The sequence below is a fragment of the Pseudomonas sp. JQ170C genome, from assembly GCF_035581345.1.
Classification (GTDB): Bacteria; Pseudomonadota; Gammaproteobacteria; order Pseudomonadales; family Pseudomonadaceae; genus Aquipseudomonas.
The window spans coordinates 5,795,533-5,815,905 of the sequence record NZ_CP141608.1 but is presented as its reverse complement, the minus strand read 5'-3'; the positions used below and the strand labels follow the sequence as shown (position 1 = coordinate 5,815,905).

General features: G+C 63.2%; 17 protein-coding genes and 1 pseudogene. 11 read left to right on the top strand and 7 right to left on the bottom strand.

Annotated features, from left to right (window positions below; all coding sequences use genetic code 11):
• The first annotated feature begins 37 nt into the window (after positions 1-37).
• The gene (locus U9R80_RS26605) at positions 38-1,177 is read left to right on the top strand and encodes an MFS transporter (RefSeq protein WP_301838842.1); all 1,140 of its coding nucleotides are present in this window, start codon (positions 38-40) and stop codon (positions 1,175-1,177) included.
• Here the strand turns inward: U9R80_RS26605 and U9R80_RS26600 are convergent.
• Both U9R80_RS26600 and U9R80_RS26595 read right to left on the bottom strand, forming a co-directional pair.
• On the bottom strand, positions 1,174-2,730 hold the full coding sequence (locus tag U9R80_RS26600; RefSeq protein ID WP_301838840.1) for a phospholipase D family protein: 1,557 nt from the start codon (positions 2,728-2,730) through the stop codon (positions 1,174-1,176). The two genes, U9R80_RS26605 and U9R80_RS26600, sit on opposite strands and share 4 nt — an antisense overlap.
• Before the next feature lie 59 nt (positions 2,731-2,789).
• Positions 2,790-4,220: an aminotransferase-like domain-containing protein gene (locus tag U9R80_RS26595; RefSeq protein ID WP_301838839.1), complete on the bottom strand. Its 1,431-nt coding sequence runs from the start codon at positions 4,218-4,220 to the stop codon at positions 2,790-2,792.
• Positions 4,221-4,396: 176 nt separating this feature from the next.
• Here U9R80_RS26595 and U9R80_RS26590 point away from each other — a divergent pair, with 176 nt between their 5' ends.
• Positions 4,397-4,627 carry a DUF1127 domain-containing protein gene (locus U9R80_RS26590; RefSeq protein WP_301838838.1) on the top strand — a complete coding sequence of 77 codons (231 nt, stop codon included), beginning with the start codon at positions 4,397-4,399 and terminating at the stop codon, positions 4,625-4,627.
• Here the strand turns inward: U9R80_RS26590 and U9R80_RS26585 are convergent.
• A pseudogene (locus U9R80_RS26585) lies at positions 4,624-5,927 on the bottom strand (NAD(P)/FAD-dependent oxidoreductase). The gene U9R80_RS26590 and the pseudogene U9R80_RS26585 sit on opposite strands and share 4 nt — an antisense overlap.
• 113 nt (positions 5,928-6,040) lie before the next feature.
• Between U9R80_RS26585 and U9R80_RS26580 the strand changes: the two are divergent.
• The gene (locus U9R80_RS26580) at positions 6,041-6,394 is read left to right on the top strand and encodes a YkgJ family cysteine cluster protein (RefSeq protein WP_274116873.1); all 354 of its coding nucleotides are present in this window, start codon (positions 6,041-6,043) and stop codon (positions 6,392-6,394) included.
• 3 nt (positions 6,395-6,397) lie between these two features.
• On the opposite strand, the gene dadR is transcribed toward U9R80_RS26580, so the two are convergent.
• On the bottom strand, positions 6,398-6,886 hold the full coding sequence (gene dadR, locus U9R80_RS26575) for a transcriptional regulator DadR (RefSeq protein WP_008366790.1): 489 nt from the start codon (positions 6,884-6,886) through the stop codon (positions 6,398-6,400).
• A gap of 156 nt (positions 6,887-7,042) precedes the next feature.
• Between dadR and dadA the strand changes: the two genes are divergently transcribed.
• The 6 genes from dadA (at position 7,043) to U9R80_RS26545 (ending at position 13,140) form a co-directional block, all read left to right on the top strand.
• Positions 7,043-8,344: a D-amino acid dehydrogenase gene (gene dadA / locus U9R80_RS26570; RefSeq protein ID WP_301838837.1), complete on the top strand. Its 1,302-nt coding sequence runs from the start codon at positions 7,043-7,045 to the stop codon at positions 8,342-8,344.
• Entirely contained in the window at positions 8,316-8,669 is a 354-nt protein-coding gene (locus U9R80_RS26565; protein WP_301838836.1) for a RidA family protein, read from the top strand. The genes dadA and U9R80_RS26565 overlap by 29 nt, the downstream gene beginning before the upstream one ends.
• Positions 8,670-8,765: 96 nt before the next feature.
• Entirely contained in the window at positions 8,766-9,839 is a 1,074-nt protein-coding gene (gene alr / locus U9R80_RS26560; protein WP_301838834.1) for an alanine racemase, read from the top strand.
• A 108-nt stretch (positions 9,840-9,947) separates the two neighbouring features.
• Positions 9,948-10,496 carry a cupin domain-containing protein gene (locus U9R80_RS26555; protein WP_028942437.1) on the top strand — a complete coding sequence of 183 codons (549 nt, stop codon included), beginning with the start codon at positions 9,948-9,950 and terminating at the stop codon, positions 10,494-10,496.
• A 139-nt stretch (positions 10,497-10,635) separates the two neighbouring features.
• On the top strand, positions 10,636-11,058 hold the full coding sequence (locus U9R80_RS26550) for a c-type cytochrome (protein ID WP_324804438.1): 423 nt from the start codon (positions 10,636-10,638) through the stop codon (positions 11,056-11,058).
• Positions 11,059-11,232: 174 nt separating this feature from the next.
• Positions 11,233-13,140 carry an acetyl-CoA hydrolase/transferase C-terminal domain-containing protein gene (locus U9R80_RS26545; protein ID WP_301838831.1) on the top strand — a complete coding sequence of 636 codons (1,908 nt, stop codon included), beginning with the start codon at positions 11,233-11,235 and terminating at the stop codon, positions 13,138-13,140.
• 66 nt (positions 13,141-13,206) lie between these two features.
• Here the strand turns inward: U9R80_RS26545 and U9R80_RS26540 are convergent, their stop codons facing one another.
• Entirely contained in the window at positions 13,207-13,779 is a 573-nt protein-coding gene (locus U9R80_RS26540) for a xanthine phosphoribosyltransferase (protein ID WP_274116868.1), read from the bottom strand.
• A 63-nt stretch (positions 13,780-13,842) separates the two neighbouring features.
• Positions 13,843-15,852 (bottom strand): DNA helicase Rep, encoded by a 2,010-nt coding sequence (gene rep, locus U9R80_RS26535; protein WP_301838828.1) that lies wholly within the window; start codon positions 15,850-15,852, stop codon positions 13,843-13,845.
• A gap of 264 nt (positions 15,853-16,116) precedes the next feature.
• On the opposite strand from rep, the gene U9R80_RS26530 reads away from it, so the two are divergent.
• Positions 16,117-17,781 carry a putative bifunctional diguanylate cyclase/phosphodiesterase gene (locus U9R80_RS26530; RefSeq protein WP_301838827.1) on the top strand — a complete coding sequence of 555 codons (1,665 nt, stop codon included), beginning with the start codon at positions 16,117-16,119 and terminating at the stop codon, positions 17,779-17,781.
• Between the two features lie 112 nt (positions 17,782-17,893).
• On the opposite strand, the gene U9R80_RS26525 is transcribed toward U9R80_RS26530, so the two are convergent.
• Positions 17,894-19,285, bottom strand: coding sequence for a NorM family multidrug efflux MATE transporter (locus tag U9R80_RS26525; protein ID WP_301838826.1), 1,392 nt, complete (start codon positions 19,283-19,285; stop codon positions 17,894-17,896).
• Positions 19,286-19,440: 155 nt separating this feature from the next.
• Here U9R80_RS26525 and U9R80_RS26520 point away from each other — a divergent pair, with 155 nt between their 5' ends.
• Positions 19,441-20,358, top strand: a complete 918-nt coding sequence (locus tag U9R80_RS26520) for a LysR substrate-binding domain-containing protein (RefSeq protein ID WP_301838825.1) — start codon at positions 19,441-19,443, stop codon at positions 20,356-20,358.
• Positions 20,359-20,373 lie beyond the last annotated feature (15 nt).

Genomic DNA, 20,373 nt, shown 5'->3' with positions numbered 1-20,373 from the left:
TTGTTTCTGCTCAGTCACAACAGCCTGGGAGGCTGCAATGCGTTGGGGTACCTATTTCGCTGTGCTCTCGGCGGTGCTCAGTGTCGGCCTTGCCCTGGGGGTCACCATGCCGCTGGTGTCCCTGCGTCTGGAAGGCTGGGGCTACGGCAGTTTTGCCATTGGCGTGATGGCGGCGATGCCGGCCATTGGTGTGCTGGTCGGCGCCAAAGTGTCCAGCCGTCTTGCTGCCCGGTTCGGTACTCCCGGGCTGATGCGCCTGTGCCTGTGGGCCGGGGCATTGTCCATCGGTTTGTTGGCACTGTTGCCCAGCTACCCGGTGTGGCTGGTGCTGCGCCTGCTGATCGGCGTGATCCTGACGATTGTGTTCATTCTGGGTGAAAGCTGGATCAACCAATTGGTGGTCGAGCAATGGCGCGGTCGGCTGGTGGCGCTGTACGGCAGCACCTACGCCTTGAGCCAGTTGGCCGGCCCGCTGCTGCTTGGGGTGGTGGGGTCGGAGGATGACCTCGGTTTCTGGGTCGGGGCCGGCCTGTTGCTGGTGGCGCCGCTGGTGCTGCTGGGGCGTAGCGGGGCGCCGGTTTCGGAGGCCTGCAGCGTCACCTTCAGCGACCTGATCGGCTTTTGCCGGCGCTTGCCGGTCATTGCCTGGGCCATTGCCCTGTTCGCCGCGTTCGAGGCGATGATTCTCACGCTGTTGCCGGTCTACTGCCTGCAACAAGGCTTCAGCACGGAGCTGGCCTTGTTCATGGTCAGTACGGTGGTGGTGGGTGACGCGTTGCTGCAACTGCCCATCGGCGCCCTGGCCGATCGTATGTCGCGTCGCACCCTGTTCAGCGGCTGCGCGCTGACCCTGCTGCTCTCGAGCCTGGCCATTCCGCTGTTCATGCACACCTGGATGATCTGGCCGCTGTGGGTGCTGTTCGGTGCCAGCGCCGGTGGCTTGTTCACCTTGTCGCTGGTGCTGATCGGCGAGCGCTACCGCGACGATGCGCTGGTGCGTGCCAACGCCCATGTGGCGCAACTGTGGGGGATTGGTTGCCTGATCGGGCCGCTGGCGGCAGGCGCGGGCAGCCAGTGGGTCAGCGGGCATGCCTTGCCGTTGCTGATGGCTGCTGGCGCGGCCGGGCTGGTGCTGCTGGCGCGGCGTCCGAATGCCTTTGAGCCGGCGCCGGCCTAGAGCATCCGCTCCAGGCCAACGGCCTTGCTGACCCAGGCGTTGAAACGCCGCCAGAGCCCACCGGGCTCGGTGGTGAGGGTGTGCAGGTGGTGGTTGTCTTCAGTGACCCAGACAATCTGGTCGTTCACCAGTTGCGGTTGGTAGCTCAACGCCGGGGCCATACCCTGCACCGCGAGGTCGCGGGCGTACTCGGCCAGTTCCTGGCTGTCGACCAGGATGCCCACTTCGGTATTCCACAGCACTGAGCGCGGGTCAAAGTTGAACGAGCCGATGAAGGTCTTGCGCCGGTCGAAGATGATGGCCTTGCTGTGCAAACTGGAGTCGGAGCTGCCATACAGGCGCATTCTTCGATTGGCACTGGGGTCGCCCGGCTGGCGGCGTAGCTCGTACAGATCTACGCCATGCTCCAGCAATGCCCGGCGGTAGGGCGCGTAGCCACCATGAACCGCCGGCACGTCAGTGGCCTCCAGGGAGTTGGTCAACAGCTTGACCGACACACCGGCATCGGCGCGGCTGGTGAGGTACAGCAGGCCAGGCTCGCCGGGGACGAAGTAGGCCGAGATCATGATCAGCTCGTGCTGCACGCCGTTCATTTCCGGGGCCAACTGCTGTGTCATCAGCAACTGCGGGTCGGGTTCGTCGCTGGCCAGTACCTTGCTCGGCGCGTCCCAGAGCGCCTGGTTGTGGGCCCAGATCAGCTCATTGCGCCACACGTCCAGGCGCGGGTGGGTCTGGTAGGCCATCAGGCGGTCGTACAGGGCCTTGCGCTTGATCCTGGCGTCGGCAAGGTAGGCCTCCAGGCGCTGGCGGCTGGCGCGCAGGTCGTTGGCGTCGGGCTGGGTCAGGAGAAAGTCGCCGATCGGCTTGCTCAGGGCACTGTTCCAGTACTGGTCAAAGCTGTGCCCCAGTTGCTCGGCTACCGGGCCGACGCCGAGCAGGTCGATGTCGGTGAAGTTCAGGTTCGGTTCGGCATCGAAGTACTCATCGCCCAGGTTGCGGCCACCGACAATGGCCATGCTGTTGTCCACCAGCCACAACTTGTTATGCATGCGCCGGTGTTGCAGGTTCAGATTGAACAAGCGGCCCAGGGCCCGGGTCGGGCCGGTGCTGCGCCCAAGGCGCAAGGGGTTGAACACGCGGATGTGGATGTTGGGATGGGCGGCGAGGGTGGCCATCTGCACATCGAGGCCATCGCTGGTGGTGTCGTCGAGCAGGATGCGTACCCGCACGCCGCGGTCGGCGGCTTGCAGCAGCTCATGCACCAGGGCGCGGGTACTCAGGCCGTCATGGACGATGTAGTACTGCAGGTCAATGCTCGACTGGGCATTGCGGATCAGCTCGGCGCGGGCGCGAAACGCCTCGTTGCTGTTGGGCAGCAGGCGAAAACCGGAACGCCCCTCATAGGCGGAAGCCTGGCGCTGCACCGAGCGACCGAAGGCCGAGTCGCCAGCGGGCAGCGCCTGGGTCACGTGGCGCGGCTGACTGACAGTGGCGCAACCACCCAGGCCGAGCATCAGCGACAGCATCACGGGCAGCGCACGCGGGTTTCTCAAGGCGATGAGTCCTTAACGACAAAGGCTTATGGGGTTGGACCGCGAGCGGCGGCGGAAAGTTACCCGCCGTTGTCGTCTTCAGCCAGTAGACGAATGGCGGTCTCGCCAACCTTGCGTACGGCTGCCTCGATCTCGTGGGTCGGGCGTGCGGCGAAGTTCATCCGCAGGCAGTTACGGTACTTGCCCGAGGCGGAAAAGATACTGCCTACGGCGATCTGTACACCTTGCCCAAGTAAAGCCCGATTCAGGCGCAGCGTATCGAAACTTTCCGGCAACTCCACCCACAGCATGAAGCCACCTTGTGGCCGGCTGGCGCGGGTGCCTGGCGGAAAGTAGCGGGTGATCCAGTCGCTCATCTGATCGCGACTGCGTTGATACTGGCTGCGCATACGCCGCAGGTGCGGCTGGTAGTGGCCTCCTTCGATGAAGTCGGCAATCGCCAGCTGCGGCTGTGTCGCGGTGCAGCCGGTGCTGATGTACTTCATGTGCAGCACCCGCTCCAGGTAGCGCCCGGGCGCGACCCAGCCGATGCGCAGGCCCGGCGCCAGGGTCTTGGAGAACGAGCTGCACAGCAGCACCCGGCCATCTTCGTCGAACGACTTGACGGTGCGTGGACGCGGGTAGGTGTAGGCCAGGTCGCCATACACATCGTCTTCCAGGATCGCCACATCGAAGCGCTGTGCCAGGGTCAGCAAGGCCTTCTTGCGCGCCTCGGGCATGATGTAGCCCATCGGGTTGTTGCAGCTGGGGGTGATCTGGATGAGCTTGATCGGCCACTGTTCCAGGGCCAGCTCCAGGGCTTCGAGGCTGATGCCGGTGATCGGGTCGGTGGGAATCTCCAGGGCTTTCATGCCCAGGCCCTTGAGGGTCTGCATGGCGCCGTGAAAGCTGGGCGAGTCCACGGCCACGATGTCGCCAGGCTGGCACACCGCGCGGATGCTGGCCGACAGGGCTTCATGGCAGCCGGTAGTCACCACCAGGTCGTCGGGGCCGACCGTGCACCCGGAGTCGAGCATCAGCCGGGCGATCTGCACGCGCAGGGCCTGGGTGCCGGAGATGGTGTCGTAGTACAGCCCCGGCATGTCCTGGCGCCGACTGAGCTGGGCCAGGCTGCGCAGCAAGGGCTTGAGTGTCGGGCTGTCGATATCCGGCATGCCGCGTCCCAGTTGCACCACGTCCTTGCTCGGCACGCTGCGGACCAGTTCGATGACCTGTTCCCACTGGGAAATTTCCACCGGACGCTGCGCCGGGCGACTGACATCGGGCAGGGCCGGCAGGCTACGGTCAGTGGGCACGAAATAACCGGATTTCGGTCGTGGTGCGGCCAGGCCGTTGTCTTCCAGCAGGCGATAGGCCTGTTGTACCGTGCTCAGGCTGACCCCGTGTTCCACGCTCAGGGCGCGTACCGAGGGCAGGCGGTCGCCGGGGCGATACAAGCCTTGCTCGATGCGGGCACTAAGCAGCTCGGCCAAGTTGACGTAGAGGGTCATTGCATACTCCTGCAGCAGATGAGGCTGGCGACAGATACAGATGCTGAAAAAATACAGCATTCAGTAGGGAATCCGCCAATTCTGTATGGGAATAATAGCGTTGCGTTGAATCTGTAATGCTTTCGCCCGAGCGCGCATGCTTTTCCTACGGTTATCCCACCCGGAGGAGACAAGCAATGAGCGGTATGAGCGATGTGCGCCTGAGTTTGCACGCCGAAGAACTGGGTCTGGAGCAGCCGGTGCAGAGGGGCAGTGCACCGGCCGGGCTCGGACGTTGGGGGCTGATGGCGCACCGCTGGCACAGCCGCCATGCGCTGCTGCAACTGACGCCTGAGCAGTTGCGTGATATCGGCCTGAGTGCGACGCAGGCCCGCGCAGAAGGGCTGAAGCCGTTCTGGCGGGGTTAGACCAGCTCTTTGAGGCGGTGCCAGAGCATGCCCAGGGCCAGCAACGGTGAGCGCAGGTGCTTGCCACCCGGGAAGGTGATGTGCGGCACTTGGGCGAACAGGTCGAAGCGCCCGCTTTGCTGGCCGCTGATGGCCTCGCCGAGCAGTTTGCCGGCCAGGTGAGTGGCGTTGAGCCCGTGCCCGGAATAGGCCTGGGCGAAATACACATTCGGCTGGTCGGCCAGGCGACCGATCTGCGGCAGGCGATTGGCACCGATGCCGATCATGCCGCCCCATTGGTAGTCGATGCGCACATCGGCCAGTTGCGGGAATACCTTGAGCATCTTCGGTCGCATGTAGGCGGCGATGTCTTGCGGGTCGCGGCCGGAGTAATGGCAGGCCCCCCGAACAACAGGCGCCGGTCAGCCGACAGGCGGTAGTAGTCCAGGGCCACTCGCTGGTCGCACACGGCCATGTTCTGCGGCAACAGCGTTCGCGCCTTGGCTTCGCTCAGGGGCTCGGTGGCAATGATATAGCTGCCGGCCGGCAGCACCTTGCCGCCGAGCGTGGGGTTCAGGTCATTGAGATAGGCATTGCAGCCCAGCACCAGGGTGTTGGCACGTACTGAGCCGCTGGCGGTGTGGACACGCACCTGCGGGCCATAGTCGATGCGGGTCACCGCCGATTGCTCGAACAGCTTGACGCCCAGCTGGCTGGCGACAGCGGCCTCGCCCAACGCCAGGTTCAGCGGGTGCAGATGGCCGGAGCCCATGTCGATCAGGCCGCCGACATACTGGTCGGAGCCAACCACCGTATGCATCTGCTCAGGCTGCACCAGGCGCAGTTCATGGCGATAGCCCAGGCTGCGCAGTTCCTCGGCATCCTCGGCGAAGCCTTCGAGGTCGCGTGGCTTGTTGGCCAGGTCGCAGTAACCCCAGGTCAGGTCGCAGGCAATGCCGTGGCGCTCGATACGCTCGCGGACGATGTCCACGGCTTCCAGCCCCATCAGCTTGAGTTGGCGAACGCCCTCGCTCCCCAGGATCGGGGTGAACTGATCCAGCCCATGGCCAACGCCACGAATCAGCTGGCCGCCATTGCGCCCGCTGGCACCCCAGCCAATCTTGCGCGCCTCCAGAACAATCACGCTCAACCCGCGCTCAGCCAGCTCGATGGCCGTGTTCAACCCGGAAAAGCCACCGCCCACCACGCACACGTCGCAGGTCAGCTCGCCCTGCAACGACGGATATTCCGGCTGCGGCAGGCTGCTGGCGGCGTAATAGGAGGCTGCGTGGGAAGCGGGGTGTTGAACAGGGGCGCTCATGGATGAGTCCTGATTGATATGTTTAGAAAAATTGACGCAGGATAAGCTGCGCTTTCGGCACCGGGCAACCATGGGGCAAAATAGCGTCTTTCCTCTTTCTCGCGCAGGCCGCCATGAGTTGCAACAGCCACAAGATCCGTTTCCTGCGCGATCAGATCCCGTCCTTCGAGTGTGTTCCGGGTTGTCATGACTGCTGCGGGCCGGTGACCACGTCTTCCGAGGAAATGGCCCGCCTGCCGCGCAAGAGCGCTGCTGAACAGGAGGCCGCGCTCAATGAGCTGAACTGTGTGCACCTGGGGCCCGAAGGCTGCACGGTGTATGAAGAGCGGCCGCTGATCTGCCGACTGTTCGGTACCACTCCGCGCCTGCCATGCCCCAATGGTCGCGGGCCTGCGCAAATGATTGATCCGCAGGCCGAGAAGCTGGTGCACCAGTACATCGCCAGCACCCGCCAGGTGCTGGTCTGAGGCTCAGTCCGGAATGGGCAGGTTGAGGCTCTCTTTCACCTCCTCCATGACGATATAGCTCTTGGATTCGCGCACGTGCGGCAGCTTGAGCAGGATGTCGCCCAGCAGCTTGCGGTAGGAGGCCATCTCCGAGATCCGCGCCTTGACCAGATAGTCGAAGTCGCCCGACACCAGGTGGCACTCCAGCACATGGGGGAGCTTGAGGACGGCGCGGCGAAACTCCTCGAAGGTATCGCCCGACTTGTAGTCCAGGCTGATTTCCACGAACACCAGCAGGCTGCCCTTCAGATGCTGGGGATTGAGCCGGGCGTTGTAGCCCATGATGATCCCTTCGCGCTCCAGGCGCCGCACCCGCTCGGTGCAGGGCGTGGTCGACAGGCCGACTTTCTCGCCCAGTTCAGTGAATGAAATACGCCCATCTGCCTGCAGGATACGCAGGATGTTGCGGTCGATCTTGTCCAGTTCACGCTTGCTTTGGTGCTGGGTTCTCATAGTGGATGCCCCTCCGTAAAAGCCAACTTTGCCGAGAATTCTCGCCAAATATAGGCTTTTATATAGTGAAAAGCACTGGTCATACCTTCCTATACTGCGCCCATCTACGCCATTAACAACAAATGTCAGCGATACGCTGCGTCGAGGGTAATCAACATGCGAGTTCTGGTACTTGGTAGCGGTGTGATCGGAACCGCCAGTGCCTACTATTTGGCACGGCAGGGATACGAAGTGGTCGTGGTCGACCGTCAGCCGGCAGTCGCCATGGAAACCAGCTTTGCCAACGCCGGCCAGGTCTCGCCAGGCTACGCCTCGCCCTGGGCTGCGCCGGGTGTGCCGCTCAAGGCCATCAAGTGGCTGCTCGAGCGCCATGCGCCCCTGGCCATCAAGGCCACCGCCGATGTTGATCAATACCTTTGGATGGCGCAAATGCTGCGCAACTGCACGGCCAGCCGCTATGCCGTGAACAAGGAGCGCATGGTCCGTCTGTCCGAGTACAGCCGTGACTGCCTGGACGAGCTGCGTGCCGAAACCGGCATCGCCTATGAAGGCCGCACCCTGGGCACCACCCAGCTGTTCCGTACCCAGGCGCAACTGGATAACGCTGCCAAGGACATCGCCGTTCTTGAGCAATCCGGCGTGCCTTACGAGCTGCTCGACCGCGACGGCATTGCCCGCGTCGAACCGGCCTTGGCCAACGTCACCGACATTCTGGCTGGCGCCCTGCGTCTGCCTAACGACCAGACTGGCGACTGCCAACTGTTCACCACCCGCCTTGCCGAAATGGCGATCAAGCTGGGTGTCGAGTTCCGCTTCGGCCAGGACATTCAGCGCCTGGACTTCGCCGGTGACCGCATCAACGGTGTGTGGATCGACGGCAAGCTGGAAACCGCCGACCGCTACGTGCTGGCGCTGGGCAGCTACTCGCCGCAGATGCTCAAGCCACTGGGCATCCGCGCGCCGGTCTACCCGCTCAAGGGCTACTCGCTGACCGTGCCGATCACCGACCCGGCCATGGCACCGACCTCGACCATTCTCGACGAGACCTACAAGGTCGCGATCACCCGTTTCGACAACCGCATCCGCGTTGGCGGCATGGCCGAGATTGCCGGTTTTGACCTGTCGCTGAACCCGCGTCGACGTGAAACCCTGGAGATGATCGTCAACGACCTTTATCCTCGCGGCGGCGACCTGAGCCAGGCCAGCTTCTGGACCGGCTTGCGTCCGACCACCCCGGACGGTACGCCGATCGTGGGTGCCACGCCGTTCCGCAACCTGTTCCTCAACACCGGCCACGGTACGCTGGGTTGGACCATGGCCTGCGGTTCCGGCCGCCTGCTGGCTGACCTGATGGCGCGCAAAAAGCCGCAAATCAGCGCCGAAGGCCTCGATATTTCGCGTTACGGAAAACACCAGGAGCCTGCAAAGCATGTCAGTCCAGCGCCAGCTCACCAATGAGCGCATGAGCCAGATCGTTACCCACAACGGCACCGTCTACCTGGCGGGCCAGGTGGGTGACGACATGAATGCCGGCATCGAACAGCAGACTCGTGAAACCCTGGCCAACATCGAGCGCCTGCTGGACCTGGCAGGCACCGATAAAAGCCGCCTGCTCTCGGTGACGATCTACCTCAAGGACATCGATGCCGATTTCCAGGGCATGAACGCGGTGTGGGACCAGTGGCTGCCGAAAGGCGTCGCCCCGGCCCGCGCCACCGTCGAGGCCAAGCTGTGCGAGCCGGAAATCCTCGTTGAACTGTCGGTAGTCGCCGCACTGCCGTAACCCGCAATCCCTCACCCGGTGCCACTGACGGCCCACAAGCTGTAGTTGTGCACCGGGTTTTTTACTTCTAACCAGACTGCCCAGAAGGCTGCCGCCATGCGTCCCGCCCGTGCCCTGATCGACCTCCAAGCCCTGCGTCACAACTATCAACTGGCTCGCGAACTGTCCGGGGCCAAAGCCCTGGCCGTGATCAAGGCCGATGCCTATGGCCACGGTGCCGTGCGCTGCGCCCTGGCGCTGGAGCAACAGGCCGATGGTTTTGCCGTGGCCTGCATCGAGGAAGCACTGGAGCTGCGGGCTGCCGGGATCAAGGCGCCGGTGTTGCTGCTCGAAGGTTTTTTCGAGGCCAGCGAACTGGAGCTGATCGCCCAGCACGACTTGTGGTGCGTGGTGCATTCGCTGTGGCAGCTGGAGGCTATCGAGCAGGCACGGATCAACAAGCCCATCACCGTCTGGCTGAAGATGGACAGCGGCATGCACCGGGTGGGGCTGCATCCGAAGGACTACCAGAGCGCCTACCAGCGCCTGTTGGCCAGCGGCAAGGTGACCCGCATCGTTTTGATGAGCCACTTCGCCCGCGCCGACGAACTCGACAGCAGCGCCAGCAATGACCAGGTGGCCGTGTTCCAGGCTGCTCGCCAGGGCCTGAGCGCCGAAGTCAGTCTGCGTAACTCCCCGGCCGTGCTCGGCTGGCCGAACATCCCCAGTGACTGGGTGCGCCCGGGCATCATGCTCTACGGCGCCACTCCCTTTGAAGTACCCCAGGCCGAAGCGGCGCGCCTGCAGCCGGTGATGACCCTGCAATCGCGGGTGATCAGCGTGCGCGAGTTGCCGGCCGGTGAGCCGGTGGGCTACGGCGCCAAATTCATCAGCCCGCGCCCGACCCGCGTGGGTGTGGTTGCCATGGGCTATGCCGACGGCTACCCACGCCAGGCGCCAACCGGTACACCCGTGATGGTGGCCGGCAAGCGCAGCCAGCTGATTGGCCGGGTGTCGATGGACATGCTCTGCATAGACCTGACTGACGTGCCGGAAGCCGGCGTCGGCAGCCCGGTGGAACTGTGGGGCAAGAATGTACTGGCCAGTGATGTGGCGATGCAGGCTGGAATGATCCCTTACCAGATCTTCTGCAACCTCAAGCGTGTGCCGTTGGACTATATCGGCGATTGAGGCGCCAAAGCGGACAGGCTGCGGGTCGAAGTGTTGTAAATACTGAACGCTGTTGCGATGATAACGTTCAATTTCGACCCCACTCGTTCGTTTAGGAGGGCTCCAGCATTGGACGTCGGTGAACGACTGCAAGCCATTCGCAAGCTCAAGGGCCTGTCTCAGCGTGAACTCGCCAAACGGGCGGGCGTAACCAACAGCACCATCTCGATGATCGAGAAAAACAGCGTCAGCCCTTCGATCAGTTCGCTGCGCAAGGTGCTGGGCGGTATTCCGATGTCTATGGTCGAGTTCTTTTCCGAAGAGCTGCAACCGGAAAACCCCACGCAGATCGTGTACAAGGCCCACGAACTGATCGACATCTCCGACGGCGCGGTGACCATGAAACTGGTCGGCAAGGCGCATCCGAGTCGGGCCATCGCCTTTCTCAACGAAGTCTACCCACCGGGTGCCGATACCGGCGAAGAGATGCTCACCCACGACGGTGAAGAGACCGGCATCCTGCTCGAAGGCCGCCTGGAACTGGTAGTGGGGCTTGAAACTTTTATTCTCGAAGCGGGCGACAGCTACTATTTTGAAAGTACCAAGCCGCACCGTTTTCGCAATCCGTACGATGAGCCGGCCCGTTTGATCAGCGCGGCGACACCGGCCAACTTCTAAGGCGCAGCGCGCGGCGGATTGTCGCGGCTAAGACCCTTTGGACACTAGGGTTGTTTCGGTGAGGCAGGGTTCCCGTTATACTTGCGCCGCCTGCGAAACCGTGGCCGCGGGCGTGACTAGCCACCATGAGGGTGTACGTGTGAATCTAATTAAGAAAATGCTGGCCGTACCAGCTGCCGTATTGGCCCTTTGGGCAGTCAGCGCACAAGCTGCGACCAACGACGACATCGCCAAACGGCTGGAACCGGTTGGCCAGGTGTGTGTACAGGGTCAGGAATGCAAGGGGATGGAAGTTGCTGCCTCCGCCGGTGGTGGCGGTGCCAAGACCCCGGACGAAATCATCGCCAAGCACTGTAACGCCTGCCACGGCAGCGGCCTGCTGGGCGCGCCGAAGATCGGCGACACTGCCGCCTGGAAAGAGCGTGCCGACCACCAGGGTGGTCTGGACGGTATCCTGGCCAAGGCGATCACCGGCATCAACGCCATGCCGCCAAAAGGCACCTGCGCCGACTGCTCGGATGACGACCTCAAAAGCGCCATCAAGAAGATGTCCGGCCTCTAAGCCTCCCAGCTTCACAGACAAAGCCCGCCCTGCGCGGGCTTTGTCGTTTTTGCATGTAGGAGCGGGCTTGCCCCGCGATCAGGCCAGTTGCCCCCACAGCGATTCAAACACTGGCCTGTGAAGCAAACACGGGGCATGCTCGGTCGAACCTGCAAGGATGACCGGGAGGCGCACATGACGCTCGATTGCTCGATTGAAAAGGCCGTGGACCAGGTGCTGGCGCGATTGCCGGCGCATATCCACATGGGGTTGCCGCTGGGATTGGGCAAGCCCAATGCATTCGTCAACGCGCTGTATGCACGGGTCCGACAGTTGCCCGAGCGCCAGTTGACGATCTACACCGCCCTGAGCCTGGGCCGTCCGGACCTGGGCGATGGCTTGCAGCGACGTTTTCTCGAACCCTTCATCGAGCGTGTATTCGGCGACTACGAAGAGCTCGCCTACCTGGATGATCTGCGCAAGGACCGGATGCCGGCCAACATTCGTGTCGAGCAGTTCTTCATGCAGCCCGGCAGCCTGCTGCACAGTGCAACCGCCCAGCAGGACTATGTCAGCAGCAACTACAGCCACGCCGCCCGCGACATCAATGCCAAGGGCCTGAACCTGGTGGCCCAGCTGGTGGCCGAAGACGCCCAGCACCCTGACCACCTGAGCCTGAGCTGCAACCCGGACATTACCCTCGATCTGCTACCGATGATCGCCCGCCGCCGCGCCGCCGGTGAGACCATCCTGCTGTTGGGCCAGGTACACGCTGAGCTTCCTTACATGCCTGGCGCCTGCGAGTTACCCCGCCAGGACTTCGATCTGTTGATCGACACCGCCGAGCACCGGCGCCTGTTTTCGACCCCCAACATGCCAGTGACCACCCAGGACCACTTCATCGGTCTGCACGCCAGCGCCCTGGTGCGTGATGGCGGCACCTTGCAGATCGGCATCGGGGCCATGGGCGATGCCCTGACCGCTGCAGTGCTGGCGCGCCAGGCCGATAGCGAGGCGTACCAGGCATTGCTGGCGGACATCGACCTGCAACCGTGGCAAGCGCTGGTCGAGCGCGAAGGCGGTATCGCGCCTTTCGCTCAGGGCCTTTATGGCTGCAGTGAAATGTTCGTCAACGGGCTTCTCGCGCTGCTGGATGCGGGCATTATCCGGCGCCCGGTGTACGCCGACGAAGCACGCCAGCAGGCGGCCAATGACGGGCAGCTGGATGATCAGGGCGTACTGGTGCATGGCGGTTTCTTCCTAGGCCCCAGGGCCTTTTACCAGCGCTTGCGTGAGATGCCGCCGTTGGCGCGAAAGCGCATTTCAATGAGCGCCATCAGCTACATCAACGAGCTCTATGGCGTTGAGTCGCTCAAGCGCCTGCAGCGCCGCGACGCGCGTTTTATCAACACCGTATTCACCATGACCCTGATGGGCGCGGGTGTGGCCGACCAGCTGGAAGACGGCCGGGTCCTGAGCGGTGTAGGTGGCCAGTACAACTTCGTTGCCCAGGGCCACGCCCTGGAGGGCGCGCGTTCGATCCTGCTGCTGCGCAGCTGGCGTGAAGCGGGTGGGGTGGTCAGCTCCAACCTGGTCTGGGATTACGGTCACTGCACCATTCCCAGGCATTTGCGCGACATCGTCGTCACGGAGTACGGCATTGCCGATCTGCGTGGGCAGACCGATGCCGAAGTGATCGCAAGGTTGCTGAGTATCACCGACTCGCGCTTTCAGCCTGAACTGATCGAGCGGGCGCAGAAGGCCGGCAAGCTGGCCAAGGATTTCCGGCTTGCCCCGCGCTTTGGCGAGAACACACCGCAGCGCTTGCAGCAGATACGCGACCGGCATGCACGGCTGTTTCCGGAGTATCCGCTGGGCAGTGACTTCAGCACTGAAGAGCGCGATTTGTTGCGTGCGCTGAATTGGCTCAAGAGCAAGTTCAAGCTGAGCGAGGTGCTGGAGTTGGGCAAGGCGGCACTGGATGCACCGGCGCCCGAGAGGTATCCGGCGCAGCTGGCGCGGATGGGGCTGGCGCAGCCGCAGGGGCTGAAGGAAGAGTTGTATCAGCGGTTGTTGCTGGCGGGATTGAAAGCCACGGTTTGAGGGACTTTTCGCGGGGCCAGCCCGCTCCTACCGCGTAGGAGCGGGCTGGCCCCGCGATCCGTGCAATCACTCGATGAACGTAACCACGCCATCCTTGAGCGACTTCACCCGCGCCAGCGATTCAACGCGGTAGCCCTGGCTGTCCAGTTCGGCACGGCCGCCCTGGAACGACTTCTCGATGACGATACCCAGGCCCGCAACGGTTGCACCGGCTTGCTTGATGATCGAGATCAGCGCCTGGGAGGCTTTGCCGTTGGCCAGGAAGTCATCGATCACCAGCACGCGGTCGCTGCTGTTGAGGTGGCGCGGCGAGATTGCCACGGTGTTTTCAGTCTGCTTGGTGAAGGAATACACCGAGGCGGTCAGCAGGTTCTCGGTCAGGGTCAGCGACTGGTGCTTGCGCGCGAAAATCACCGGTACACCCAGCTTCAGGCCGGTCATCACCGCCGGGGCAATGCCGGAGGCTTCGATGGTGACGATCTTGGTGACGCCGGAGTCGGCGAACAGACGGGCGAACTCGTCGCCGATCAGTTGCATCAGCGCAGGGTCGATCTGATGGTTGAGAAACGCATCGACTTTGAGAACCTGATCGGAAAGCACGATGCCTTCTTCGCGAATCTTCTGGTGCAGTGCTTCCACTGTGGTAATTCCTCGATGTAGCAAGAGTGGCCACGGCATTACGCCGCAGCAAAGGTTGATTATCTAACGTTTGAGCATGGCGCGGATATCGGCCAGTGCATTATTGCCGCGAGCGGCTTTCACTTCCGTCGGTGCATCATCCAGGCCTTCCCAGGCCAGGTCGTCATCGGGCAGCTCGTCGAGAAAACGGCTCGGGGCGCAGTCAATGATCTCGCCGTACTGCTTGCGCTTGGCAGCATAGGTAAACGCCAGAGTCTGGCGCGCGCGGGTAATGCCCACGTAGGCCAGGCGCCGTTCCTCTTCGATGGTGTCGGCTTCGATGCTGGAGCGGTGCGGCAGGATCTCTTCTTCCATGCCCATGATGAACACGTAGGGGAATTCCAGGCCCTTGGAGGCGTGCAGGGTCATCATCTGCACACCCTCGGCACCGTCTTCCTCTTCCTGCTGGCGCTCGAGCATGTCGCGAAGCACCAGCTTGCCGATGGCTTCCTCGATGGTCATGCCACCGTCTTCGTCCTTCTCCAGGGTGTTTTTCAACGCCTCGATCAGGAACCAGACGTTGCCCATGCGGAAATCCGCGGCCTTGTCGCTGGAGCTGTTGGTGCGAATCCAGTTCTCGTAGTCGATGTCCATGACCATGCCGCGCAGGGCGGCGATCGGGTCTTCCAGCGCAACCTTTTCACGCACCCCGTCCATCCAGCGCTTGAAGCGCTGCAGGCGGTCGGTAAAGCGGCTGTCCAGGTGCTCGCCCAGGCCCAGCTCCTCGCTGGCGGCATACATCGAAATCTTGCGCTCGGTGGCGTAGTTGCCGAGCTTTTCCAGGGTGGTCGAGCCGATTTCACGGCGCGGTACGTTGATCACCCGCAGGTAGGCGTTGTCGTCATCCGGGTTTACCAGCAGGCGGAAGTAGGCCATCAGGTCCTTCACTTCCTGGCGGCCGAAGAAGCTGTTGCCACCCGACAGGCGATACGGCACCTGGTGGTGCTGCAGCTTCAGTTCGATCAGCTTGGCCTGGTAGTTGCCCCGGTAGAGGATGGCGAAGTCGCTATAGGGCCGGTCGGTGCGCAGGTGCAGGCTGAGGATCTCCATGGCCACGCGTTCGGCCTCGGCTTCCTCGTTCTTGCAGCGGATCACGCGGATTTCATCGCCGTGGCCCATCTCGCTCCACAGCTGCTTCTCGAAGGCATGGGGGTTGTTCGAGATCAGCACGTTGGCGCAGCGCAGGATGCGGCTGGTGGAGCGGTAGTTCTGCTCGAGCATGACCACCTTCAGGGAGGGGTAGTCGTCCTTGAGCAGCATCAGGTTTTCGGGTCGCGCACCGCGCCAGGCGTAGATCGACTGGTCGTCGTCACCTACCACGGTGAACTGGTTGCGCGTGCCGATCAGCATTTTCACCAGCAGGTACTGGCTGGCGTTGGTGTCCTGGTACTCGTCCACCAGGAGGTAGCGCACCTTGTTCTGCCACTTTTCCAGGATGTCGGCGTGTTCTTCAAACAGCTTCACCGGCAGCAGGATCAGGTCGTCGAAGTCCACCGCGTTGAACGCCTTGAGCGTGCGCTGGTAGTGGGCGTAGACGATGGCGGCGGTCTGCTCCTTGGGGTTGCGGGCCTTTTCCAGCGCTTCGGGCGGCAGGATCAGGTCGTTTTTCCAGGCGCCGATCATGTTCTTGATCTCGTCGACGCCGTCGTCGCCCGAGTATTCCTTCTGCATGATGTCGGTCATCAGGGCTTTTACGTCGGTCTCGTCGAAGATCGAGAAGCCCGGCTTGTAGCCCAGCCGTTCATGCTCCTTGCGGATGATGTTCAGGCCCAGGTTGTGGAAGGTCGACACGGTCAGGCCGCGCCCTTCGCCCTTGCGCAACAGGGTGCCAACCCGCTCTTTCATTTCCCGCGCGGCCTTGTTGGTGAAGGTCATGGCCACGATGTACTGCGCACGAATGCCGCAGTTCTGCACCAGATGCGCGATTTTGCGCGTAATCACGCTGGTTTTGCCGGAGCCAGCACCGGCGAGCACCAATAGTGGGCCGCCGACGTAGTTCACGGCTTCTTGTTGCCGGGGGTTGAGTCGGGACATGACAGAAACCGGGGTCGCTAGAAAAATAGCCGCGCATTTTAGCAGGGGTAGAAAGATTCTGCCGCGACCGTCTGACAGTGTGACGTACCACTCGATCTAAATTTGCCGCTTTTGCTACTTTCCCGCAGGATGCGTGGCGAAACCTGCGGGATGTCGGCAATGGAATGGCATGACTTCAAGTGAAAATCATTTTCACTAATGGTTTAGGATGAGCCCCTCGCTGCCCATTGTCATTTGACTGTGCCTACGTCCTAAGGAGCCAGCTTGTCCACGCCTGTCGAACCCTTGCGTTTGCTCCTGCTGGCCGACGAGCCCGAGTGGGCCACGGCCTTGCGCGATTGCCTGGCACCGCTGGCAGGCAGTGCGGTGGTATTGACCGCACCGAACTGGGACGTTGTCGACAGCTTGTTTGCCAATGATCGCAACGCCGTGGTGCTGGCCACCCCGACACTGCAACCGGCCCCGGGGCGTTGCATCCTGCCGATGGTGCTGCTGCTCGACCATGAGCCGCCGGTACCGCCGCCGGGTGTCAGCGACTGGCTGGCACTCGACCACCTGACCGCCGATGCCCTGCGCCGCTGCCTGCGTCATGTACGGGAGCGCGGTGTGCTGGAAGCGACCTTGCAGCGCCTGGCCGAGCAGGACCCCTTGACCGGCATCGCCAACCGCCAGGGTTTCCAGACCCTGCTGGCCGCGCGCCTGGCTGACAACGAGGGGCGCGGCGTAGCGCTCGGCCACCTGGACCTGGACAACTTTCGCCATGCCAACGACGCCCTGGGCCACCAGGCCGGCGACCGGCTGATCCTGCAAGTGGTGGGGCGGCTCAAGAGCCAGCTCGAAGCGGGGGACCAGGTCGCCCGCCTGGGCAGCGATGAATTTGCCCTGTTGATCGACACCCGCCGCGAACCCCAGCGCGCCGAAAGGATGGCCGAACGCATTACCGAGGCCCTGGCCGAACCCTACTGGGTCGACGGCGAGAGCCTGTTGATCGGCTGCAGCCTGGGCGTGGCCCATGCCCGTGCCCAGGGCGGTGCCGACCCCTTGATGTGGCATGCGCACATTGCCATGCAGCAGGCCAAGGGCACCCAGGGCTGCACCTTCCATATCTTCAACGAGCGCATCAACCGCAACGCCCGCAGCCTTGCCGATCTGGAAAGCGAGCTGCGCCGCGCCCTGCGCCGCGATGAGCTGGAGCTGCATTACCAGCCACGGCTGGACCTGGCCGACGGCCACATCGTCGGCCTGGAGGCGCTGGTGCGCTGGCGCCACGCCGAGCGGGGGTTGTTGCCACCGAGTGAGTTCGTGCCGCTGGCCGAGCAGAGCGGGTTGATCGTGCCCCTGGGCTACTGGGTGATTTCCCGGGCCCTGCGCGACATGCAGGCGCTACGGGAGCAGGGGCTGGCGCCGCTGCACATGGCGGTGAACCTGTCGTTTCGCCAATTCCAGGACAGCCAGCTGCTGGCGACCTTGAGCCGGTTGATCATCGAGCATGGCGTTGATGCGCGCTGGCTGGAGTTCGAGCTGACCGAAACCGCGGTGATGCGCCGCAACGATCTGGTCAAGCAAACCATGGATGCCCTCGGGCGCCTGGGGGTACGGTTTTCTCTCGACGACTTCGGCACCGGCTTTTCATCGTTCGTCCACCTCAACAGCCTGCCGATCACTTTGCTCAAGGTCGATCGCAGTTTTGTCGGTGGCATGGAGCAGCGTGAAGAAAACCGCAAGCTGGTCCACGCCATGATCAACCTGGCGCACAACCTCAACCTGGAGGTGGTCGCCGAGGGCGTGGAAACGCCGGAGCAGATGGCCTTGCTGCGCAGCTATGGCTGCGACCAGGTACAGGGCTTTCTCATCAGCCGACCGTTGCCGATTGATGAGTTGATGGGCTTTTTGCTGCGCGGCGCAGGCCAGCAGTCGGTGGCCCTGTAGGGGCCGTCGCTGAAGCACGTCCGCTGCGCGGCCGATCGCAGGCTGTCGCCAGCGGCTACACGCAATCGGTAGCCGCTCAAAGCTGTCGCCATCCTGCGGGCTTTGCCGGCGATCAGGTCAGCGAAGCCGTCGCCTTGTTCACGTTCCCGGCATGTCCCAGCAACCGCTTCATCCGCCACTCGAATGCCAGCGTCAGACTGATCGCCGCACAGGCCAGCCCCGATGCCAGTCCCCACCAGACCCCCACCGCGCCCAGGCCAAGGGTAAACGCCAGCAGCCAGGCTGCTGGCGCGCCAATCACCCAGTAGCAGAACAGCCCGACCAGGAAGGTGGTCTTGGCATCCTTGAGGCCACGAATCGAGCCCATGGCGATGGTTTGCACACCGTCGAACAGTTCAAACCACGCAGCGACCATCAACAGGCTCACGGCCAGTTGGATGATGTCGGCAAAGGCGGGGTCATCGTGATCGAGGAACAGGCCCACCAGCGGGTCCGGCAACAGCCAGAACAGGATGGCAAAACCGAGCATCATCGCTGCCCCGAAGCCAATCCCCACGCGCCCGGCGTGGCGGGCACCGAGCAGGTTGTTGGCGCCGTAGTAGAGGCCTACCCGCATGGTCACCGCGTAAGACAGCCCCGCTGGAATCATGAAGGCCGTCGAGACAATCTGCAGGGCGATCTGGTGGGCCGCCAGTTCAGTGCTGCCGAGCACACCCATGCACAGCGCAGCGAAGGCAAACAGCCCGACTTCAACGGTGTAGGTGCCGCCAATCGGCAAGCCCAGGCGCCACAGTTCACGCAGGGCCGGCCACGACGGGCGGCTCAGGCCCTGACGGATCGGGTAGGGGGCGTACGCCGGGTGCCAGCGGATGTACAGCGCCATGGCCACCGCCATGCAGTTGGCGACGATGGCAGTGACCAGGCCGATCCCCACCAGGCCCAGCTTGGGCAGGCCGAACATGCCCTCGATCAGCGCATAGTTGAGCAGGAAGTTGGCCACCGTACCGATCAGGCTGATGACCATCACCGGTGTCGAGCGGCCGATGGCGCTGGTAAAGCCGCGCAAGGCCATGAAGCTCAGGTAGCCGGGCAGGGCCAGCGGCAGCAGGAGCAGGAACTGGGCGGCCGACTCGACGTTGGCCGGGCTCTGGCCGAGCAGCAACAGCACCGGCTCCAGGTTCCACAGCGCCAGGGCCGCCACCAGCGCCATCGCCCAGGCCAGCCATAGCCCGGCCTGGGTCAGGCGGGTAGCCCCGGCGATATCACCGGCACCTTTGCGAATCGCCACCAGGGTGCCCACGGCCGCGATCACGCCCAGGCAGAAAATCGACACGAACGAATAGCCGGCTGCGCCCAGGCCACCGCCGGCCAGGGCCTGCGGGCTGATACGGGCCATCATCAGGGTGTCGGTCAGCACCATCAGCATGTGGGCCAACTGCGAGGCGATCAACGGACCGGCCAGGCGCAGCAGTGCCTTGAGTTCATGAGTCGGTGCAGCCTGCATTGGATCGTCCTTTCTGACGCGGTATGAGGGAAAGTCTCGGATTCTGGGCTTTTATCCGCGGATCCACAAAAGGATAAAAACGATCATTGGCATGATTAAAACTCATGCGAGTATGATCCCGAGGACCCTTTCCCGGTTTACCTGGACGCTTTCCCATGTCTCGTCGTTTACCGCCCCTGTATGCCTTGCGGGCTTTTGAAGCCGCTGCCCGGCACAGCTCGTTCACCCGTGCCGGGGATGAGTTATCGATTACCCAAAGTGCGGTCAGCCGGCATATCCGCACCCTCGAAGAGCACTTCGCCTGCCGCTTGTTTGTGCGCAATGGCCGCAGCCTGCAGTTGAGTGAAGCCGCGCGGTTGCTGCTGCCGGGTGTTCGCGAGGGGTTCGCCGCGCTGGAACGGGCCTGCAACACCCTGCGCAGCGAGGACGACATCCTGCGCATGAAAGCCCCCTCGACTTTGACCATGCGCTGGTTGCTGGCCCGGCTCAGTCGCTTTCGTCACCTGCAGCCGGGTAACGAGGTGCAGCTCACCAGCGCCTGGATGGACGTCGACCATGTGGACTTCAACCATGAGCCCTTCGATTGCGCCGTGTTGCTGGGCGATGGTCACTTTCCACCGGACTGGGAAGTGGCCCGGCTGTTTTCCGAGCTGCTGATACCGGTGGGCGCGCCTGAATTGCTCGATGAAGGCCCGTGGGATGTCCGGCGCCTGGCAGGTGTCGAGCTGCTGCATCCGACCCCGGACAAACGCGACTGGCGCGCATGGCTGGCGCGCATGGGGCTGACCGACAAGGTCTCGCTCAGGGGCGGGCAGGTGTTCGATACGCTGGAGCTGGGCATGATTGCCGCTGCACGGGGCTATGGGGTGTCGATGGGGGATCTGCTGATGGTCGCCGAGGACGTCGCCCAGGGGCGCTTGAGCCTGCCGTGGCCGACGGCGGTGGCCAGCGGCCTGGACTACTACCTGGTGTGGCCGAAAACCCGGCCGGGCGGGGAGCGCTTGCGGCGCTTGAGCGACTTCTTGCAGGGCGAGGCGGATGCCATGGACTTGCCGAAGGTGGTGATGCTGTGATCGCGGGGCAAGCCC

Coding starts and splice junctions, on each gene's coding strand:
- U9R80_RS26605 (WP_301838842.1), top strand. CDS start 38: ATGCGTTGGGGTACCTATTTCGCTGTGCTCTCGGCGGTGCTCAGTGTC.
- U9R80_RS26595 (WP_301838839.1), bottom strand. CDS start 4,220: ATGACCCTCTACGTCAACTTGGCCGAGCTGCTTAGTGCCCGCATCGAG.
- U9R80_RS26590 (WP_301838838.1), top strand. CDS start 4,397: ATGAGCGGTATGAGCGATGTGCGCCTGAGTTTGCACGCCGAAGAACTG.
- U9R80_RS26580 (WP_274116873.1), top strand. CDS start 6,041: ATGAGTTGCAACAGCCACAAGATCCGTTTCCTGCGCGATCAGATCCCG.
- dadR (WP_008366790.1), bottom strand. CDS start 6,886: ATGAGAACCCAGCACCAAAGCAAGCGTGAACTGGACAAGATCGACCGC.
- dadA (WP_301838837.1), top strand. CDS start 7,043: ATGCGAGTTCTGGTACTTGGTAGCGGTGTGATCGGAACCGCCAGTGCC.
- U9R80_RS26565 (WP_301838836.1), top strand. CDS start 8,316: ATGTCAGTCCAGCGCCAGCTCACCAATGAGCGCATGAGCCAGATCGTT.
- alr (WP_301838834.1), top strand. CDS start 8,766: ATGCGTCCCGCCCGTGCCCTGATCGACCTCCAAGCCCTGCGTCACAAC.
- U9R80_RS26545 (WP_301838831.1), top strand. CDS start 11,233: ATGACGCTCGATTGCTCGATTGAAAAGGCCGTGGACCAGGTGCTGGCG.
- rep (WP_301838828.1), bottom strand. CDS start 15,852: ATGTCCCGACTCAACCCCCGGCAACAAGAAGCCGTGAACTACGTCGGC.
- U9R80_RS26525 (WP_301838826.1), bottom strand. CDS start 19,285: ATGCAGGCTGCACCGACTCATGAACTCAAGGCACTGCTGCGCCTGGCC.
- U9R80_RS26520 (WP_301838825.1), top strand. CDS start 19,441: ATGTCTCGTCGTTTACCGCCCCTGTATGCCTTGCGGGCTTTTGAAGCC.